This is a genomic window from Solwaraspora sp. WMMD792, assembly GCF_029626105.1.
Lineage (GTDB): Bacteria > Actinomycetota > Actinomycetes > Mycobacteriales > Micromonosporaceae > Micromonospora_E.
Window position 1 is genome coordinate 2,167,695 of record NZ_JARUBH010000009.1, and the last position, 15,444, is coordinate 2,183,138.

Sequence of the window (15,444 nt, forward strand, 5' to 3'; positions counted from 1 at the left end):
CGACTGTTGTCGCAGTGTGGTGGTGCCGCTCGTGGATCGCCACGGGTGGTGCCCGCATCGGCCAGGTCCAGTGGGCGAGGGTCGGCGAGGCGGCGCGAACCGGCCGCGACTTTCCGGTGTACGGGCAGGTGGTCGTGCGGGGCCAGTAGACAACGGTCCGTCGGGGGCAGCCAGTTCCCGGTTGGCCGGTCCGAAGGTCACCGTACGGTCGTCCTGCCGCATCGGCGGGGGAGGGGCCTGGGAGCGCGGGGCGCGGCCGGATCGGCCGCGCCCCGATTTCTCGTTTGGCGGCCGGTGCGTCGCCGGCTGTGGCTGTCGCTGTCGTCGTCGGATGGGCGGGATTGCCGGTAGCCTTCGTCGGACGGTTCGGTGGCTGCCGCGGGTGGTGGCCTGGCGGGTGGGGCTCGACGTGGCGATGGTGGATGCGGCGGTGGTGCCGGAGCGGTCGCGGCCGGTGGCGCTCGCGGCGGTGGACGGCCCGTTGGGGTTGCCGTGGGCGATCGGTCTGGCGGTGTTGTCGGGTGCGGCGCTGTTGGTGGCTTTTCCGCCGTACGGCTGGTGGTGGGCGGCCCCGGTGGGGGTGGCGGCGTTGTCGGTGGCGGTGCATCGGCGTCGGTTGCGGGCGGGTGCGGGTTTGGGGTTCGTGGCCGGGGTGGTGTTCTTCGCGCCGTTGCTGAGTTGGACGAATCTGCACACGGGCAGTTTGCCGTGGGTGTTGTTGTCGGGCTTGCAGGCCGGTTACCTGGCGTTGCTGGGTGCGGTGGCGGCGTTCGTGTCGCCGGTGGTGGATCGTCGCCGGGTGGTGCTGTGGCCGGTGGTGACCGGGTTGTTGTGGGTGGGGCAGGAGGCGTTGCGGGGTCGGACGCCGTTTGGTGGGTTTCCGTGGGGGCGGTTGGCGTTCAGTCAGGGTGATTCGCCGGTGTTGTCGTGGGCGGCGGTGGGTGGGGCGCCGTTGGTGACGTTCGTGGTGGCGGTGGCCGGTGGGGCGGTGGCCGCTGGGGTGTGGCGTTCCTGGCGTTCGTGGCGGGGTTTGGCGCTGGTGGTCGGGGGTTTCGGGGTGGCGGTGCTGGTGCTGCTGGTGGGTGGGTTGGTGCCGGTGGGGGGCGGGTCGTCGGGTTCGGTGGTGGTGGCGCTCGTGCAGGGCAACGTGCCGCGGATGGGGTTGGATTTCAACGCCCAGCGCCGGGCTGTGTTGGACAACCATGTGCAGGGCACGGTCGGGTTGGCGCGGCGGGTGGCGGCCGGTGAGGTGCCGGCGCCGGATCTGGTGGTGTGGCCGGAGAACGCCAGCGACGTGGATCCGACGCGTGACCCGCGGGCGGCGGCGAGTATCGATGAGGCGGCGGCCGCTGTCGGGGTGCCGATCCTGGTGGGTGCGTTGGCGTACGGGCCTGGTGCCGGGGAGGTGCGCAACGTGAGCCTGGTGTGGGAGCCGGGTTCCGGTGGCGACGTGGAGCAGGTGTACGTGAAGCGGCATCCGGTGCCGTTCGCGGAGTATGTGCCGTTTCGGCGGTTGGCGCGGATGGTCACCGATCAGGTGGATCTGGTCCGGGCGGATTTCGTGGCCGGTTCGCAGCCGGGTGTGCTGCGGGTGGGTCCGGTGGCGGTCAGCGGCGTCATCTGTTTCGAGGTGGCCTACGACGGGTTGGTTCGCGACACGGTGACCGGTGGTGCGCAGGTGTTGGCGGTGCAGACGAACAACGCGACGTTCAATGAGGCCGAGGCGGCGCAGCAGTTGGCGATGGTGCGGTTGCGGGCGGTGGAGCATGGTCGGGCCGGGTTGATGGCGTCGACCGTTGGCATATCAGCGTTTGTCGATCAGAATGGGCGGGTGTCGCAGCCGACCCGGTTCAACACGGCGGCCGCCGTGGTGAGTGAGCTCGAGCTCGGGGCGACGCGTACTCTTGCGACTCGGATGGGTTTCTGGCCCGAAGCGGTGCTGGTGGTGTTCGCCGGCGTGGTGCTGGTCGCCGCGGTGTGGCTGCGGCGGCGGGTGGTCAGTTCGGATACGGAGGTACGGTGAGCGAGGCGGTGTCGGCGGGCGGTGGCCCGGAGGGCTACCCGGGTGTCGGTCGGGTGCTGGTGGTCGTTCCCACCTACAACGAGGCGGAGAACGTACGTCTGATCACCGCCCGGATCCGCGACGCCGTGCCCCAGGTCGACGTGCTGATCGCCGACGACAACTCGCCGGACGGTACCGGGGCGGTCGCCGATGAGCTGGCTGCGGCCGACGGCCAGGTGCATGTGCTGCACCGGCCGGGTAAGCAGGGTCTCGGCGCGGCCTACGTCGCCGGGTTCGGCTGGGCGCGGGAGCGTGGTTACGACGCGGTGGTCGAGATGGACGCTGACGGGTCGCATGCTCCGGAGCAGTTGCCGCAGCTGCTGGACGCGGCGCGGGACGCCGACGTGGTGATCGGTTCCCGGTGGGTGCCGGGCGGTGAGGTGGTGAACTGGCCCCGGCACCGGTGGGTGCTGTCGCAGGGGGCGAACCTGTACACGCGGTTGGCGCTGGGTATGCCGGTGCGGGACGCGACCGGTGGTTACCGGGTGTACCGGATCGCGGTGCTCGACAAGATCGACTACGCGAGTGTGTCGTCGCAGGGCTATTCGTTCCAGGTGGAGCTGACCTGGCGGGCACACCGTGAGGGGTTCCGCATCGTCGAGGTGCCGATCACGTTCGCGGAGCGGGAGCAGGGCGCGAGCAAGATGAGCGCCTCGATCGTGCGGGAGGCGTTGTGGCGGGTGACCGTCTGGGGGGTTCGGGCCCGCCGGGACGGGTTGACCGGCCGGCGTCGTGACACGGCTTCGGCGCGCTGGCCGTGACGACGGCGCGTGTCATGCTGGACAGGTGACGTGACGCCACGTTCGCAGGAGGTGACATGCGCCGGGGAGTGCGGTTGATCCCGTTGGCGTTGGCGGCTGGTCTGGTTCTGGAGGTCGCCGTTTTCCTGCTGATCGCCCATCAGATCGGCTACGGGTGGGCGTTGCTCTTGGTGCTGGCCGCTTCCCTGGCGGGTATGGCGCTGTTGCGTCGGGAAGGGATGCGTGCCTGGCGGAGTTTCCGGGCGGCGGCGCAGTCCGGTCGTCCGCCCGGCGAGCAGGTCAGTGACGGTCTGCTCGGGTTGGTCGCTGGTGTGTTGTTGGCGACGCCAGGGCTGGTCAGTGGCGTGTTCGGTGGTGTGTTGGCGGTGCCGCAGGTGCGGCGGGTGGTGCGGCGGCGGGTTCAGGTCGCTGCGGAGCGGCGGATGTCGTCGGCGGCGGCCGGGGAGATGTTCGGGCCGCGCCGGGTGCGGGTGTATCCGCCGTCGGCGGCGGACCGGCCACCGGCTGGGTCTGCGGACGGTTCCGCGCAGCAGGCTGCTGCGGCCGGTCCGACGATCGAAGGGGAGATCGTCGACCCGCCGCGGTGAGTGGGCACGCCGGGCCGGGAGCGCGACGACGCCCCTGACGCCGGGGTACGGCGTCAGGGGCGTCGGTGTCTGGTCTGCCCGCCGGTCGGGCGGGGTGGGTGGTCAGACGCCGCCGCGCCGGTTGCGGACCTCCTGCAGACGTTCGGCCAGGATGTCCTCCAGTTCGGCGATCGACCGCCGTTCCAGGAGCATGTCCCAGTGGGTGCGTGGCGGCTTGGCCTTCTTCTGCTCCGGTTCGCTGCCGTCGACCAGCCGGGCGACGCTGCCGTCGAACTTGCATTCCCAGGTCACCGGCACCTCTGCGTCGACGGCGAACGGGACCTCGAACTGGTGGCCTTTGGCGCAGAGGTACTCGCGGGTCTGGCGCGGCGCGAGTTCCGTGTTGCGGTCGGACTCGTAGCTGACTGCTCCCAGACGGCTTCCGCGCAGCATGCGCTCGCCCATGATCGGCTATCCCCTCGGTCGTGGTGCTGGTCTTCAGGTGTAACGATGTGCACGGGGCGGGCGATTCCCGCTGTCGACGGGCGCTGCCTGGTAGCGGCAGGCCCGCGCCCGGACGTGTGCGAGCGTATCCGGCCGATGCTCGCTGCTGCCGTGTCACCGGTGCGCGGACGCCGTCGCCGCCGGGGTGAAACATGGCGTTAACGAAGTCTGGCACATCGGTGACGATGTGGATGCGATGTAGGTCACTGTGCGGGCGCCGCCGGGTGGTTGTCGACCGGCCGGTGGGCGGTGCTGAGCGCTGCCAGCGCCGTGGCGAGGTCGCTGACTTGGCGGGACAGTTCCGTTACCCGGGCCTGGGCGTTGTCACGTTCGGCCCGGGCGGTGTCGAGCGCGGCGGCGAGTTCTGTCGCGGTGTGTCGGGCTTGGTCGGCGCGGGCGACGGCGGCGGCGGTCTCCGCGCGGGCGGTGTCGGCGTCGGCGCGGGCGGTGTCGGTATCGTGCTGCGCCGCATCGGCCCGCCGCTGCCACTGGTCGATGTCGGCGCGCGCCTGGTGTAGCGCCTCGCGCGCGGCGGCGGTTTCTGCGTGCGCCTGGGCGGCGTCTGCCCGGGCGGCCTCGGCTTGCGCGTCGGCCCGGTCGGCGCGAATGTCGGCCTGCTGGCGGTGGTCGTCGGCGGTGCGCGCGGCTTCGCTGGCGTCGGCTGCTGCGGCGGTGGCCGCTGCCGCCTCCCGGGTGAGTTCGTCGATGACACGTCGGTCGTCGTCGCGTTGCCGGATCAGTTGTTCCAGTTGTTCGCGGACGGTGTCGCGGTCGTGTTCGGCCTGCCGCAGCAGTGCGTCGGCGGCGGCGGCCCGTTGCTGCGCGGCGGCCTGTTCCGTCCGTGCCTGCGCGGCCTGCTGGCGGGCCGCCGCGGCTTCGGCGGTCGCGGTTTCGGCGCGCGTCTCGGCGGTTTCGGCGCGGGCGGCGGCCTGCGCGGCAATCTGTTGTGCCTGGGTGGCGGCGAGGGTGGCGGCTTCGGCTGTCTGCCGCGCGTCGTCGCGTTCGGCCTGGGCGGCGGCGAGGGTGGCGGCGGCTTCGGCCCGGACTTCGGCGACGCGTCGGTCGACGCCGGCCGGGGAGAGTTCGGCGTGCAGTGTCTCGGTGAGGGTGCCGACCATCTGGTCGAGGCGGTCGACGAGTTCCCAGCTGCGGGCGATCTGGCCGGCGAGGCCGGGGGCGTCGCGGCGGCGCATCCGGTTGGCGCGGGAGGCGCGTTGGCAGGCTCCGTCGTTGTCGCGGCAGTACCGGAAGGGGCGGCCGGCGGCTGCCCGTTGCGGTACGGGTGCGCCGCAGTGTGCGCAGGGCCGGGTCGTGGTCTCGGTGTCCGGCGGCGGGGTGTCCATCGCCGCCGAAGTGTAGTTGCCGGCCTGACGCGTACCGCCGTGGTGGTGGCCGCAGGTGTGCCTTCGGTTGCTTCGCCGGGTGTGTTCCGGCTGTGCGGCGTACGGTCTGCTGGTGGGCTCTGGCGGTGACGGGCGGTCGATGCGGGAACGGATGGTCGCTGGTGCCCTGTACCGTGCCGACGATCCGGAGCTGGTCGAGATGTCGCTGCGGGCGGTGGATCTGACCGAGGCGTACAACCGCACGTCGGCGCGTGACGGTGGGCGGCGCCGGGCGCTGCTCGTCGAGCTGTTCGCCGAGGTGGGCGACGGCGCCGAGGTACGGCCTCCGCTGCGGGTCGACTACGGCGCTCACATCAGCGTCGGGTCGCGTACCTTCGTCAACTTCGGTCTGGTGGCGTTGGATGCGGCGGCTATCACCGTCGGTGACGATGTGCAGATCGGCTGCAATGTGCAGTTGTTGACGCCGTCACATCCGCTCGCGGCCGGGTCACGCCGGGACAAGTGGGAGTCCGCCGAGCCGGTCCGGATCGGCGACAACGTGTGGCTGGGCAGCGGGGTGATCGTGCTGCCCGGGGTGGAGATCGGCAGGGACACGGTGGTCGGCGCGGGGTCGGTGGTGACCCGGAGCCTGCCGGCCGGGGTGCTCGCTACCGGTAATCCGGCGCGGGTGGTGCGGGATCTGCCGGGCGACCGGACCGGCGGAGGGTGACGCGGGCGTCAGTCGGCCTGCAGGGCCGCGACGAGACGTTCGAGCGCGGCCGGTGTGGTCTGGGGCAGGAACAGGGAGGGCTCCACCAGTTCCAGTTCCAGCACGCATGGCCGGCCGTGGTCGTCGCGGACGAGGTCGACCCGGGCGTAGAGCGGGACGCCGAACGAGTCGGTGACGGTGTCGACGGCCTGGCGTGCCACGGCGATCAGTTCCGGGTCGGCGACATGCGGCGTGCTGGTTTCCGGCGCGAACAGGTCGTCGACCGGGTCGGTGTGGGGCAGCACGACCCGTTTGTTCGCGGCGTGGCTGTACCTGCCGGTGAAGAAGACGAGGGGCCATTCTCCGTCGTCGGCCACCGAGGTGAGTCGTGGTTGGACCAGCACGCTGGTGCCGGTGGCGTGCAGTCGGCGCACGTGGGCGTACGCCTCGTCGTGCTGTGCCGGCCGGTACGAGGCGACGTGCCGGCTTCCCGCGCCGACGGCCGGTTTCACCACGAAGTCGCCGGCGGGGAAGTGTGGACGGTGTCCCGGCTCCACGAACGTGGTCGGTGTGACGGGTACGCCGGCCCGGTCGAGGTCGGCGAGGTAGTGCTTGTCCAGGTTCCACCGCAGCATCGGTAGCGGATTCCGCAGATCCGTCACCTGTTCGACGGTTTCCAGCCAGGTGATGAACTGTCTGAGTTGCTGCGGGTAGTCCCAGGTCGAGCGCAGGACGGCCCGGTCGTAGTCGGCCCACCGCACCGCAGGGTCGTTCCACACCACCACGTCGACGGCGATGCCGGCCTGCCGTAGCGCCGGCAGGGCCAGCGGTTCGTCCTCGTCGTGTCCGCGTGCCTCGTGGGCGGAGACCCATGCCAGCCGGGTGACCATGCGCTGATCGTACGGCCCGGGCGCGGGCCGTACGGTGGACGGGCCGGGTCAGCGGTTGTCGCCGCTGCCACCGAGTACGCCACGGTTCTGGCGGCTGGCCAGCTTGGCCAGGTTGTCGGTCGCGATGTCGTTCAGTGAGAGGTCGAGGTAGGCGGCGAGGGTCGCCACGTACCACAGGACGTCGCCGAGTTCCTTGGTGATGTCGGCCCGGTCGAGCCTGGACTCGTCGCTGTCGCAGTCTCGGACCCATTTCTTGAACTTTTCGGCGACTTCGCCGGACTCGCCGACGAGTCCGAGTACCAGGTGGAGCAGTTCGTTCTTCTTGTCGCGCGGCGTGGCGGTGCGCAGGGCGCCGCGCTGGTAGTCGTCCAGGTCCATGGCGGACAAGTATGGCGGTTCACGCTCACCGGGCTCCTCCGGCACCCTGCGGCCCAATTATCGGATTGCTGTTATCCACAATTCGATAATTGGAGTCGAGGTGTGAGTGCGGAAGACTGATACACCATAATGACAGTTATGTGGTGGCCGGACGTTCCTGGTCTGGCGTCAGCTCGTGAGGCCGGACGATCGTGTCGGGTTGGGACGACAGCCGCACCGCAGCGGGGTGATGTGTCGATCCGTAGGCTTGTCCAGAATCGGCACGTCGGCGACGGTCTGCGAGGATGGCGCGGTGGCAGGCGCGGATCGACGTGGCCTCGGTCAGGTGTTCAACGAGGTGCCGGAGCTGTACGACAGGGTCCGGCCGGGGTACCCCGACGCGTTGTTCGCCGACCTCGTCACCATCACCGGCCTAGGTGAGAGGTCGCCTGTGCTTGAGGTGGGCTGCGGTACCGGTCAGGCGACCCGTTCGCTGGCGGCACTCGGGTGTTCGGTGACCGCCATCGAGCCGGGCGCGGGTATGGTCGCGCTTGCTCGCCAACGGCTCGCCACCTTCGTCAACGTCACCGTCGAGTCGTCGACGTTCGAAGAGTGGGACGACCGCGGTCGACGCTTCGACCTCCTCGTGGCAGCTTCAGCGTGGCACTGGGTCGATCCTGCGATCGGCTGGCGGCGAGCACGCGAGGTGCTCCACCCCGGGGGCTGGATGGCGCTGCTCGGCCACGTCGTCATCCGCCGGCCCGGCGAGCCGGAGGTGTACGCGGAGACCGCCGATCTCCACGAACTGTTCTCCCCCGGGAATCCCGACTGGGGCCGTCCGCCGCTTGAGGGCGACGTGCGCAGCACCGACGAGGGCTGGGGACTGGTCGACGATCCTGGCGGCCGGTTCGGCCCCACGATCGTGCGCTGGTACCCCACCGTTCAGTGGTTCGACGGCGACGGGTTCGCCGACCTCCTGCGCTCGCAGTCGCCGTACCGCAGGCTCGACCGCGACGTCCGCGAGCCGCTGCTCGACGCCATCGCCGAGCGCATCCGCACCCGCATGGGCGACCGAGCGGCACGCCGGTACCTGAGTGTCCTGCGTATCGGTCAGCGCGCGGACTGATTTCAACGGTAATCCGGGCGTGCCGCCGGGATCCGCGCCGCGTCGGCTGCGAGGTCGGCGAGCCGGTACGGATGCGGGGTGATCACTGCGGTGCGTTCTCCGACGCCGACGCCAGCAGCTGCGTCAGCCGGTCCAGGCCGGCTCTGATCAGCCGGGCGTACTCGTCGTCGCCCAGGGCGTCGATGCCCGCCTGCGCGTGCCGCAGGTGTTCCCGGGCCCGGTCGAGGTCACCGAGCTTGCGGTGACACTCGCCGAGGTTGAGGTGCAGCGACGGGTACAGGCCGGCCACCGGCAGGGCCACGCCGGCCTGCGCCACCCGGGCGTCGGTGAGCAGGTCAGCCGCGGCCAGGGCCCGCTGGTCCCAGAGCAGCTCCTGGTGCACGTCGTCCTGCACGTCGGCCATCGCGTGGGCGAGGACGCAGACGTGCAGCGGATCCCCGTCCTGTCCGCCGATCTCGTCCCAGATCCGGGTGAACAGGTCACGGGCGGCGTCCCGTTGACCGCGCTGGTGGTGCAGCTGCACCCCGTCGTTGATGCGGGCGAGCGTGGCGTCGACGGTCATCGGCTGCTCCCGGAACGTGCATGTCGCGGCGACACCGATGGTAGTCGGCCGGCCGGACCCGACCGGTCGACCGTCGAGGAGTGGTCCGGGGCGGCGGTGAGCGCGAGCACAATGGCCAGTGCGGCGGCGGCGTCGAGCAGGGCCCGGGACCGGGTGGTGAGGTCGGCGTCGCGGACCGCCAACGCGGCGGTGATGTCGGCCGACCGGCCGGCGGAGCGCAGTCGCGGCATCAGGGCCCGCAGCGGCGCGACCCGGTAGCCGGCCTGGCGTAGCTGGTGCACGACGCGGGCGTCGCGGACTTGGGCCGGGGTGTAGCGGCGCGGTCCGCCCGGTCGGTCGCGGCCGGGCACGACGAGTCCTTCGGCGTGCCAGTGCCGCAGGGTCGACGGGCGTACGCCGAGCGCCGTGGCCAGCTCGGAGATGCTCATCGCGTCGTAGTCGCGTACGTCGTCGATGGGTTCGGCGGTGATGGCCCGGGCCGCCAGCTGGGCCTGTCGCAGGTCGGCGCGTTCGGTGTGCAGCCGGGCGTGGGCGGCGTCGAGCAGGGCGAGCATCCCGTCGGCCGGGCGGCGGTGGGCGGCCTGGACGATCCTGCGGGCCTCGGCCGGTCCGGTCGCCGCGGCCAGGGCCCGGTAGGCCAGCGCGCACCGCAGGTGCAGTTCCCCGAAGACCCGGTGGCCGGTGGCGGTACGGGCCGCCGGCGGCAGGACACCGTCGCGTTCGAGGTTGCGGATCTGCTGAACGCCGTACCCGGCCCGCCGGGCGACGTCGACGGTGCGCATTCGAGGCGAGTGGAGACCTTCCGCTTCGGATACCTGCTCTCGGGATCGTGAAGTCTCCATAAGCACTGCAATGTAACGCTTCAGGTATGACCCAGGATGAGATCATCGCGTTCGTCGCCGGCCTCGGCGACGTACTGGCCCTCAGACCGGCGTCCGGCGACGGCACGCCGCCGATCAGCTGGGGCGACACGTTCTTCTACGTCTCGCCCGACGGCACGGTCCCGACCAGGCGGCAGCCGTTCGCCACGATCGTGACCAAGGACTACCCGGGCGACGCGACGTCGCGCCTGGACCGGCCGGGTGTGTTCCGGCTCAACATCGCCGTCGGACGGGACGATTTCCTGCGGCACGCCGGGCATGAGCCTCGCGGGGCCGCCCCGGCCGGGGTCGATCCCGCCGCCGCCGACATCCTGTTCGCCCACCCGGTGTACGGTGCCGGCGGCTGGCTGGCGGTGGTCGACCCCGGTCCCCGCACCGACGCGGTGGTGCGTGGTCTGCTGCGCGCGGCACACCGTCGCGCCGGCGCACACCACGAAGGGCGGGACGGCAGGAGTTAGTGGGTGGGTGCGCGCCAACCCGCTGTCACTGCGGTGTGCCCGGTCGGGGGACGTGGCTGAGGAACACGACGCCGTCGACCGTGTCGAGCTGCGCCGGGTCCAGCGGGAAGTAGGCGAAGTCCGGGCTGACCCGTGGCACGGCTGCGGTGAGCGCCCGGGCCAGTCGGCGGGCGTCGACGAGGCAGGTCTCCCACGGCAGCGTGGCGAGGGCACCTTCGACGGTGTCCGGCGGTGGGGCGTCGTCGCCGAGGGTGCCGAGGGCGGAGGCCAGGTAGGCGTACCGGTCGCCGAGGCGGGCCGCGGTGATCGCGCCCGTGCTCCACATCCGCAGTTGCTGGTCGCCGAACGACATGACGCTGCGGGTGCGCTGCAGGTGCAGGTTGTGGGCGAAGACCAGGGCGGGGCCGTGGCCGGCGACGGCCCGTAGGTTGGCGGCCATCATCGCGTCCCGCAGCGCCGACAGCCGGGCGATCCTGGCGGGGGACGGGTCGGCCATCGCGTGGTGGTAGCGGAGCAGACCGACGGCGGTACGCCCGTACAGTTCCGCCCGTTCGCGGTCGGTGGGGCTCAGCTGCGGTGTCTGGGTGTCGAGTAGGGCCAGCAGGTCGTCGGTGATCAGCCGGAGCTGCTGGGCGTCGGTGGACCGGCCGATCGACCGGGACGGGTCGGTGACGGTGGCCGGGTCGGACCAGCGGTCGTCCGGGCCGAGCAGGGTGTCGAGGGTGTCCCGGGTGCCGGGCGGCGGGTCGTCGAGCAGGTCGTACAGGCCGGTGAGCGCCTGGCGTGGGCTGGCCGCCCAGTACTCCAGGGGGCCGTCGAAGCCGTGGAACCGTAGTTTGTCGTCGTGGCCGTCGTTGTAGGCCCGCATCCAGCTCACCAGGTCGCGGTTGGCCGGTGAGGTGCCGAACTGGTGGCTGAAGCCGTGGCGCATGACGTCGTCGAGGGTGCCGGTGCCGGTCGTGACGTACTCGTCGACCACGAGGCCCATCAGGCAGTCGCTTTCGACGGCGATCGACCGGTAGCCCTCGTGTGCGACGAGGTGTCGGAAGATCTCGTTGCGTAGCTGGCCGAGTTCCTCCACGAAGTGCCGTGCCTCGCCGAGGCCGAGCAGCAGGGGTCGGGCGGGCAGCGACCGCAGGAATGCCGAGATGCCGGCGGCGTCGGCGGGTCGAGCGGTGTCCGTGATATCCATTCCTTCAACGGTATCGTTGAAGGAACGGTGTAAGGTTTTCACGCGTCTGACGCTGTCACGTCGGGGTGAACCCTCAAAGGTTGTGGTATCTGTGCGGCCGGTGGACCTGGCGCGGGAGCACGGTTTGTCCCCTCAGGCGGTGCGCAACTACGAGCAGGCCGGTGTCCTACCGGCGGCCGCGCGTACCGCCGCGGGCTACCGGGTCTACACGCCGGTGCACGCGCAGGCGTTGCGGGCGTTCGTCGCGTTGGTGGCCGGGCACGGTCACGCCACGGCGACGGCGATCATGCGGGCGGTGAACCGGGGTGCCGTCGACGAGGCGCTGCGACTTGTCGACGACAGCCACTGCCAGTTGGTCGAGGACCGGCGTACCGTGCAGGCGGTCGAGGTCGCGCTGCGTGATCTGGCGCCGGTCGCGCCCGAGCGCGGCGGGACGTTCATCGGCCCGTTGGCGGCCCGGCTCGGTCTGCGCCCGGCCACCCTGCGTGCGTGGGAGGCCGCCGGTCTGGTCCGGCCGGGCCGGGACCGGCGGACCGGGTACCGGGTCTACGACGCCGCCGACGTGCGGGACGTGATGCTGGTCCACCAGTTGCGCCGGGGTGGCCATCTGCTGGCGCAGATCGCGCCGTTGATCACCCAGGTCCGTTCGGCCGGTGGCGTCGCCCCGCTGGAGTCGACGCTGCGTGTCTGGCGGGACCGGTTGTCCGCGCGGGGCCGGGCGATGCTCGCCGGTGCCGCCGAACTGGACGCCTTTCTGCGTGTCCGGGCGGCGGCGTCAGCCGGGTCGGCTGCGGGTGGGCCGGACTGATTTTCGGTGGCCCGGGTCGCCCGGTGCGGGTCAGACTCGTCCGGTGTCGATGTTCGACGATCTGATCGCCGAGGCTTCGGCGGTGCCGGTGGCGGGCTGGGACTTCTCCTGGTTCGCCGGCCGGGCCACCGAGCAGCGGCCGTCCTGGGGGTACGCGCGGCTGCTGGGCCGTCAGATGGCGGAGGCGCGGCGGGCGGTGGATTTGCAGACCGGTGGCGGCGAGGTGCTGGCCGGCATCGCGTCGGCGCCGCCGCTGCTGGTGGCGACGGAGGGCTGGCCGCCGAACGTGGCCGTGGCGCGGCGGCGGCTGGCGCCGCTGGGTGCGCATGTGGTCCGCGCGGCGCAGGCCGGCGGGCTGCCGTTGCGGTCCGGTTGTTTCGACCTGGTGGTGAGCCGGCATCCGACGGTGGTGCGCTGGTCGGAGGTGGCGCGGGTGCTGGTGCCGGGCGGGGCGTACCTGTCCCAGCAGATCGGCCCGGACTCGGTAGGTGAGCTGCGGGCGGCGTTGGGGGTGTCGGTGCCGCCGCGTGCCGATCAGCGTCCGGACCGGGTGCGGGACGCGGCGACGGCGGCCGGTCTGGACGTGGTGGACCTGCGGATGGAGTCGCTGCGGGTGGAGTTCTTCGACATCGCCGCGGTGGTCGTGTTCCTGCGGAAGGTGGTGTGGACGGTGCCGGGTTTCACGGTGGACCGCTACCGGGGTCAGTTGGCGGCGCTGCACCGCAGGATCTGCGCCGAGGGGGTGTTCGTGGCGTACTCGCGGCGGGTGCTGGTGCGGGCGTACCGGCGGTGACTGCGATGTGTCAGCCTGCACTGGATCAGCCGAGCAGGGCACGGGTCCATTGACGTTCGCGGGCCCGGATGTACGCGGCGTCGCGACGCCAGGTCTCGCCGTGGCCTTCGTTCCAGAGCCGGGTCCACGGCATGGCGCCGGAGGCGGCCTGTGCGGCGAGGAAGTCGTGCATCGACCGGGCCCGGTGGGCGAGCAGCGGCACCAGCGTACGGCGCTGGTGTTCGTCGAGGCCGTACGCGTCGACGAGGGTCCGTAGCCGGCGGGCGGCGTCGGGGCGCTGCCAGGCGGGGTCGGCGGTCAGCGGCACGAACGCCTTGGCCGCGTAGGCGAGGTCCCACAGCCGGGTGCCCGGCGCGGCGGTGTCCCAGTCGATGAAGGCCCACCGGTCGCCGGTGACGAGGTTCCAGGGTGCGAGGTCGTGGTGGACGACGAGGTCGGTGCCGTTGGGTGGAATGAGCCGTCGCCAGACGGCGCCCGGCGGCGGGGTGAAGCCGGCGGCTGCGTCGTGCAGGTCGCGGATGAGCCGGCCGACCCGACGCAGGGCCGCGTCCGGTCCGAGCAGGTCGAACCGGTCCGGCCAGGGGACCGTACCGGGCAGGTAGGTCAGCACCTCGCGGCCGGTGGTGTCGATGCCGAGCGGTCGGGGCGCGCCGTCGAAGCCGACGTCGTGCAGGTGGGTGAGGAAGGCGTGCACGGCGGGGGTCCACGCGCCGGCGGGCCGTCGGACGGTGTCGCCGACCCGGACGACGGCGGCGGCGACGTTACCGCCGGTCAACGGCTGCTCGGGTGGGGTGTCGGCGGGGGTGGGCACGGCGGGTGATCCTGCCGTCCGGCGTCGACCCGGTCCACCGGTTTGTCCCGTGTACGGGACAACTTGACGGCGCCAGAGTTGCGCGCTATAGCTATAAGTAAGTTGAGTCTGCGGGGCTCAACTTGAGGTAGCGAGTAGCGAGAAGCCCGCACCCGTGAGGAGGTCCGACCATGTTGATGCGCACCGACCCGTTCCGGGAGATCGACCGGATCGCCGAGCAGTTCTTCGGCACCACCGCCCGTCCGGCCGTCATGCACCTGGACGCCTACCGCGACGGCGACTGGTTCTACGCCGCGTTCGACCTGCCCGGCGTCGACCCGGACAGCATCGAGTGCACCGTGGAACGCAACGTGCTGACGGTGCGCGCCCAGCGCCACCGCCCCTCCGGCGACAAGGTCGAACTCGTCGCCGCCGAACGGCCGATGGGCACGTTCACCCGGCAGCTGTTCCTCGGCGACACCCTCGACACCGACAAGCTGGAGGCCGGCTACGAGGCCGGCGTGCTGACCCTGCGGATCCCGGTGGCGGAGCGCGCCAAGCCGCGCCGGGTCTCGATCAGCGTCGGCGACAACGGCCGCCGGCAGCTCAGCAACTGAAACCCAGTTGACCGAGTCCCCGCCCGACGCCGGGCGGGGACTCGTCGTGTCCGGCGGGGGACAAGCAGGGAAACGCCTCGCGCGGGTGTCGCCGGCCGGGCATCCTGGGAAGATGATCGACCCCCGGTTGACCGGGCACGTCGCGATCGTGACCGGCGCGAACCAGGGCATCGGCGCGGCGATCGCGCTCGCCCTGGCCACCCAGGGCACCGCGGTGCTCGCCGCGTACCTGCGGATGGACCCGTCCCCCTACGCCGACGATCCGTCTTTTCCCGCCCAGTACGGGCGGGTCCGCGCCCAGGACGCCCGCAGCGTCGTCGACCGGATCGTCGCCGCCGGCGGCAAGGCGGTGGCCGTGGAGGCCGACCTGGCGGATCCGGCCACCCCGGCCCGGCTGTTCGACGAGGCGGCGGCCTCGTTCGGCCCGGTCGACATCCTGGTCAACAACGCCAGCGGCTGGCTCAGCGACACGTTCCGGCCGGACACCCGGGACCGGTTCGGCCGGCCGTTGACCCACGTCGACGCCGGCACCTTCGACCGCCAGTTCGCCGTCGACGCCCGCGCCCCGGCGTTGCTGATCGCCGAGTTCGCCCGCCGGCACCTTGCCCGCAAGTCCAACTGGGGGCGGATCGTCGGGTTGACCTCCGGCGGCCCGCACGGCTTCCCCGAGGAGGTGTCGTACGGGGCGGCCAAGGCCGCGCAGGAGAACTACACCATGTCGGCCGCCGCCGAACTCGCCCCGTACGGGGTGACCGCGAACATGGTGCAGCCGCCGGTCACCGACACCGGCTGGGTGACGCCGGAGGTGGAGAAGCAGATCACCGGTTCGAGTCCGCTGAGCCGCATCGCCCGCCCGGAGGACGTCGCCGAGGTCGTCACCCTGCTGGCCTCGCACCAGGCCCGTTACGTGACCGGCCAGATCGTCCGGATGTCCTGACCGCGCCGCACCGCAGGTCGCGACCGCCGCAGGCCGGCCGAGGTCACCTACAGCGCGGAAAGATCACGTACGGCGTTTCGGCGTCGCCGGCGGCACCGGCTTTGGCATC

The 15,444-nt window shown here is 71.8% G+C and carries 18 protein-coding genes; 10 read left to right on the forward strand and 8 right to left on the reverse strand.

Going from position 1 to position 15,444, the window contains the following annotated elements; genetic code table 11:
* The first annotated feature begins 415 nt into the window (after positions 1-415).
* Genes lnt through O7629_RS11285 form a run of 3 tightly spaced genes read left to right on the forward strand, consistent with a single transcriptional unit; the run spans position 416 to position 3,410 of the window.
* Positions 416-2,023 (forward strand): apolipoprotein N-acyltransferase, encoded by a 1,608-nt coding sequence (gene lnt / locus O7629_RS11275; protein ID WP_278174498.1) that lies wholly within the window; start codon positions 416-418, stop codon positions 2,021-2,023.
* The gene (locus O7629_RS11280; RefSeq protein WP_278169043.1) at positions 2,020-2,823 is read left to right on the forward strand and encodes a polyprenol monophosphomannose synthase; all 804 of its coding nucleotides are present in this window, start codon (positions 2,020-2,022) and stop codon (positions 2,821-2,823) included. The genes lnt and O7629_RS11280 overlap by 4 nt, the downstream gene beginning before the upstream one ends.
* 56 nt (positions 2,824-2,879) lie before the next feature.
* On the forward strand, positions 2,880-3,410 hold the full coding sequence (locus O7629_RS11285) for an FxsA family protein (RefSeq protein ID WP_278169044.1): 531 nt from the start codon (positions 2,880-2,882) through the stop codon (positions 3,408-3,410).
* A 102-nt stretch (positions 3,411-3,512) separates the two neighbouring features.
* Here the strand turns inward: O7629_RS11285 and O7629_RS11290 are convergent, their stop codons facing one another.
* Both O7629_RS11290 and O7629_RS11295 read right to left on the reverse strand, forming a co-directional pair.
* The gene (locus O7629_RS11290) at positions 3,513-3,854 is read right to left on the reverse strand and encodes an RNA polymerase-binding protein RbpA (RefSeq protein WP_123601539.1); all 342 of its coding nucleotides are present in this window, start codon (positions 3,852-3,854) and stop codon (positions 3,513-3,515) included.
* Between the two features lie 242 nt (positions 3,855-4,096).
* Positions 4,097-5,236, reverse strand: coding sequence for a serine/threonine protein kinase (locus O7629_RS11295; protein ID WP_278169046.1), 1,140 nt, complete (start codon positions 5,234-5,236; stop codon positions 4,097-4,099).
* Between the two features lie 112 nt (positions 5,237-5,348).
* Here O7629_RS11295 and O7629_RS11300 point away from each other — a divergent pair, with 112 nt between their 5' ends.
* Complete coding sequence (locus tag O7629_RS11300) at positions 5,349-5,945, forward strand: sugar O-acetyltransferase (protein WP_347403666.1); 597 nt, start codon at positions 5,349-5,351, stop codon at positions 5,943-5,945.
* 8 nt (positions 5,946-5,953) lie between these two features.
* Here the strand turns inward: O7629_RS11300 and O7629_RS11305 are convergent, their stop codons facing one another.
* Both O7629_RS11305 and O7629_RS11310 read right to left on the reverse strand, forming a co-directional pair.
* Positions 5,954-6,814, reverse strand: a complete 861-nt coding sequence (locus O7629_RS11305) for a hypothetical protein (RefSeq protein WP_278169047.1) — start codon at positions 6,812-6,814, stop codon at positions 5,954-5,956.
* A 48-nt stretch (positions 6,815-6,862) separates the two neighbouring features.
* On the reverse strand, positions 6,863-7,192 hold the full coding sequence (locus tag O7629_RS11310) for a nucleoside triphosphate pyrophosphohydrolase family protein (RefSeq protein WP_278169048.1): 330 nt from the start codon (positions 7,190-7,192) through the stop codon (positions 6,863-6,865).
* 325 nt (positions 7,193-7,517) lie between these two features.
* Between O7629_RS11310 and O7629_RS11315 the strand changes: the two genes are divergently transcribed.
* Positions 7,518-8,297 (forward strand): class I SAM-dependent methyltransferase, encoded by a 780-nt coding sequence (locus O7629_RS11315; protein WP_278169049.1) that lies wholly within the window; start codon positions 7,518-7,520, stop codon positions 8,295-8,297.
* A gap of 82 nt (positions 8,298-8,379) precedes the next feature.
* Here the strand turns inward: O7629_RS11315 and O7629_RS11320 are convergent, their stop codons facing one another.
* Both O7629_RS11320 and O7629_RS11325 read right to left on the reverse strand, forming a co-directional pair.
* Positions 8,380-8,859, reverse strand: a complete 480-nt coding sequence (locus tag O7629_RS11320) for a hypothetical protein (protein WP_278169051.1) — start codon at positions 8,857-8,859, stop codon at positions 8,380-8,382.
* The gene (locus O7629_RS11325; RefSeq protein WP_278169053.1) at positions 8,856-9,641 is read right to left on the reverse strand and encodes a MerR family transcriptional regulator; all 786 of its coding nucleotides are present in this window, start codon (positions 9,639-9,641) and stop codon (positions 8,856-8,858) included. The genes O7629_RS11320 and O7629_RS11325 overlap by 4 nt, the downstream gene beginning before the upstream one ends.
* Positions 9,642-9,727: 86 nt before the next feature.
* Here O7629_RS11325 and O7629_RS11330 point away from each other — a divergent pair, with 86 nt between their 5' ends.
* Positions 9,728-10,198 carry a DUF6194 family protein gene (locus tag O7629_RS11330; RefSeq protein WP_278169054.1) on the forward strand — a complete coding sequence of 157 codons (471 nt, stop codon included), beginning with the start codon at positions 9,728-9,730 and terminating at the stop codon, positions 10,196-10,198.
* A 25-nt stretch (positions 10,199-10,223) separates the two neighbouring features.
* Here the strand turns inward: O7629_RS11330 and O7629_RS11335 are convergent, their stop codons facing one another.
* The gene (locus O7629_RS11335; RefSeq protein WP_278169056.1) at positions 10,224-11,390 is read right to left on the reverse strand and encodes an erythromycin esterase family protein; all 1,167 of its coding nucleotides are present in this window, start codon (positions 11,388-11,390) and stop codon (positions 10,224-10,226) included.
* A 100-nt stretch (positions 11,391-11,490) separates the two neighbouring features.
* Between O7629_RS11335 and O7629_RS11340 the strand changes: the two genes are divergently transcribed.
* Entirely contained in the window at positions 11,491-12,198 is a 708-nt protein-coding gene (locus O7629_RS11340; RefSeq protein ID WP_347403725.1) for a MerR family transcriptional regulator, read from the forward strand.
* 49 nt (positions 12,199-12,247) lie between these two features.
* Positions 12,248-12,991: a methyltransferase domain-containing protein gene (locus O7629_RS11345; protein WP_278174500.1), complete on the forward strand. Its 744-nt coding sequence runs from the start codon at positions 12,248-12,250 to the stop codon at positions 12,989-12,991.
* A gap of 25 nt (positions 12,992-13,016) precedes the next feature.
* Here the strand turns inward: O7629_RS11345 and O7629_RS11350 are convergent, their stop codons facing one another.
* Positions 13,017-13,802: an aminoglycoside phosphotransferase family protein gene (locus tag O7629_RS11350; RefSeq protein ID WP_278169061.1), complete on the reverse strand. Its 786-nt coding sequence runs from the start codon at positions 13,800-13,802 to the stop codon at positions 13,017-13,019.
* Between the two features lie 170 nt (positions 13,803-13,972).
* Here O7629_RS11350 and O7629_RS11355 point away from each other — a divergent pair, with 170 nt between their 5' ends.
* On the forward strand, positions 13,973-14,398 hold the full coding sequence (locus O7629_RS11355) for an Hsp20/alpha crystallin family protein (protein ID WP_278169064.1): 426 nt from the start codon (positions 13,973-13,975) through the stop codon (positions 14,396-14,398).
* A 112-nt stretch (positions 14,399-14,510) separates the two neighbouring features.
* The gene (locus O7629_RS11360) at positions 14,511-15,335 is read left to right on the forward strand and encodes an SDR family oxidoreductase (RefSeq protein ID WP_278169066.1); all 825 of its coding nucleotides are present in this window, start codon (positions 14,511-14,513) and stop codon (positions 15,333-15,335) included.
* Positions 15,336-15,444 lie beyond the last annotated feature (109 nt).